Below are 3,497 nucleotides of genomic sequence, written 5' to 3'. Positions count from 1 at the left end.
TTGTATATGCGGTGGTACATTTTACGCTTACGATTTTTATCCTCTGCTGTAGTATAATCGCCATCTTCATCTACAACGTAGGCTACATTGAATGCGCCGGCCTGTGCTCCGGCAGCAAGCTGTAGGACGGGCTTGTCAACATTAACCAGTAGTTGAGCAGGTGACCACTGCCCACCAGTATACGTAGCAGTGTAAACGCTGGACGAGGCAGGCCAAAGCACGCTGTTATCATCAGTTACGCTGGAATCTGCCCATACCAGAGTAGGGATGTTGTCTATCAGTGTTATCCGTTGGAGATGCGCATAATGGTTTCCGGTATACGAAGCTGCCTGGGTGAAGGCCAAAGTAGTTGAATCAATAGAGCCAACTACAACACTTTGCTTTTTCGCATAGTCTAGCAAAGAAGTATTATCATATCCTGTTTCGGTTTGAGAATAAGCCAACCATATGGTTCCATCCTCAGCAACACAAAGACTGGGAGTGCCATCCATAACTGCGCTCGGATCAATCCGCACCGGGCTGGCCCAAACTCCCTTACTGTATTTGGTCACCGCCACATATACGTCACCAGTAGTACTATCTGCCCTTAAGAAAGCCGCATAGAGACCGTCGTCCGCAGCAACCAATGTCGGCTGAGCATTGCGGTATGTATCTGTTAGCAATGGAGTCAAATTGGTGGAGGCGGAATCGTCCAAAAGCATAATTGGATATCCCATCCATTCGGATTCTTCTTCCAGATAATCCAAGTCATGGATTTGATAGGCTTCAGCATCGTACAACGACAACCATGCTGATTCAGATGTTTCATTCAATGACTGCGAACGTACATTATTGGCCGAATATAAGTGCCAAGTATTATAGGCAAATGCCTTGCGCCATTCAGCCCATGCTAAGTACGCTTTTACGCCCAATTCACCAGTTAAATCAAGACTTTGGGGGCCTTGGGGTGTTCCTATAAAACGATAAGTTCCTTCCAATTTTGCTTTTCCATACGCACCTACACCAACTGCTTTTCCAACGCCAACACCGCCAAACGCTTCCAACTCCGCAGAGGCTTTAGCATCTAATGTTCCTGCCAAGGTTGCGTTTGCCCAGTCAAATTCAATTTCTCCAATAACATTTCCTTCTAAGCCCAGTTTGACTTGAACCGTTACAGGTACGACCCAAACCCAAGTATTATACCCAAACTCGCCAGCTTTTATCTTAAGCTGCAACATAATTTGTCCCTTGGCAGTGCTGTTGCTAAAATCTCCTTCTGCATAACCAAGCAAATTAAATTCGCTATTCTTTTTAAGTGTTTCCAAATTGTGAATTATTTCAAACTTATTCGAGTTTTTTACAAGAGATTTGAAAACTTCCTGTTGCCCTGCACTGAGTCGTCCAAATCCTTTATAATATGAATATGATCTAACATCTGTTAACAATTCTTTAGCTTTCTGAATCTGTTCCTCTTCTGTTTTTCCACCGTAGATATTGAGATTAAAACCTATCTGTACTTTTCCATTCTCATCGACCAAAGCAGTGATAGGAACATTTATAGGGAGATCAAAATTGATTGTCTGTCCGCCAACATACGGTATGTCATCCCCAACTTTGAAACTTACTTTTGTTGAGGAAATTGAAAGGCTTGTTATTTTATTAATAGATGCTTTTTTGAACTGCAAATTGATATTTGTATCAACATGTGTACCATCAGTAGCTACTACTCGGATAAAACATCCACCACCAGAAGAGAATTTATCCGAGGATAGGCTATCAAAAAGAATAGATGTAGTCTCTGCAATTTTTTTAGCGCCCTGCCACAACTCATATCTGGCAACATTGCTATCTGAGGCCGCTTTGCAACTTATGTAGAATTTTCCATCATCCAGATCCCCGGCCAAGGGCGCATCGTTCCCCAGACTGACAGTTTTTGTTCTCGTCAGCAGATCTGTGCTGTTGGTCATTAGAGAAGAATTGGAATATCGGCAGGAGCTTAACTTATATTCACCCAGACCTGTAGGGTACATGATAATTGTTTCATAACGGTTGGGGGACTTTTCCCAATTGCTGTTGCGGTTTGTCCATGGGATGTATCCTTCCAGAGTAGCCTCTACTTCCGGTGTGCCGATTGTAAGCAAATTAAAGGTTACTAAGCCGGACTCGTTAGTTATACCGGTCTGCTCATCTACGCCGTCAGAATAAATGACTGAAACATTGGGAAGGCTCCGGCCATTTTCGTCGACCACGTGGAATTGATATTTGTCTCTTGAAATATTGGGGATATCTGGGTCGGGATTAACCGGCGGATCAGGTTTGTCTGGGTCAATAAAATGAATTTTAGCGGAGGTCAGGGATTCGTTATGGCTATCGATAGAAATGCTATTCCATTGTTCTGCTGTGCCAGAGTAGTATACATTTTTCAAACCAGTGCATTTATCAAATGCATAGGCACTAATAGCAGTTACATTGGACGGAATAGTAATATTAGTCAGGCCAAAAGCAGAGGCAAATGCGTAATTTTTAATATTAGTGACACTTGTCGGGACAATATAGTCACCTGATAAACCAACAGGATATTGAATTAACTGAGTCTTGCCCTTATTAAACAAAACCTTATCATTTGAACAAAATGCAGTATTATCAGCATCTACTTGGATGTTAATCAATTTAGTGCACTTTGCAAAAGGAGCAGTATCAATTTTAGTGACACTGGACGGGATACTGATAGCGGTTAAGTTGGTGCAGCCACTAAAGGCAAATGATCCTATATTGGTCAGGGTATTCGGTAAGGCTATACTTGATAAATTGGTACAGCCCTCAAAGGCATAATTGCCAATGGAAACTAAACCTAAAGGAAGAGTTACTTCCCTCAATCCTTTGTTTTCCAAAAATGCGGCATGCTCAATCGAAGTAGTACCAGATGGAATTGTATAACTGCTGTTACTTAACCCTGTGGGGTAGTAGACCAATTGCGCCATATCTTTAGTGAATAAAACCCCGTTATTTATACAGTACGAAGCATTGTCGTTGGCGAGGTTTATGTGTGTGATTGAAATGCAGCCAGCAAAGGGCATCCCCCCAATACTATTTACAGTTGAAGGTATTGATATATTCTCCATATTAGCGCAGTCAAAAAACGCTTGTGCTCCAATATTTGTAACACCTTCATTAAGTACAACAGATTTAATTTCCATGCGCTTATTATACCAAGGCATTGATCCAAAATTATTGTAGTCTTTCATATTTCCAGTTCCGTCAATAGTCAGGACTCCATCGCTATCCAATTTCCAAGTAAGATTTTCTCCACAGGTTCCGGAGTCCACAATATCAACTGCCCAAGCGGTTTCTGGAAACAGCGCTAGCACCATACACAGAGCTAATAAAGTTGACAATAAACGTTTTTTCATGTCCTCTCCTCCAAAAGATGATAAATAATGTGAACACGCCGATATTGCCGATTGATTTAGCTATCACCTCCATTTAGCTGTATTCTGGGTACAAAGGTACAGGTTAGT

At 41.8% G+C, this 3,497-nt stretch carries 1 protein-coding gene; it reads right to left on the bottom strand.

The window, feature by feature from the left end:
* Positions 1-3,389: leucine-rich repeat protein (locus tag D1641_RS18580; protein WP_160668443.1), on the bottom strand; the 3,389-nt coding region annotated here is incomplete at its 3' end.
* Positions 3,390-3,497: the final 108 nt, after the last annotated feature.

This window comes from Colidextribacter sp. OB.20 (genome assembly GCF_009911595.1).
Taxonomy (GTDB): Bacteria; Bacillota; Clostridia; order Oscillospirales; family Oscillospiraceae; genus Lawsonibacter.
The sequence above is the reverse complement of the archived record's forward strand: the minus strand, read 5'-3'. Positions and strand labels throughout refer to the sequence as shown.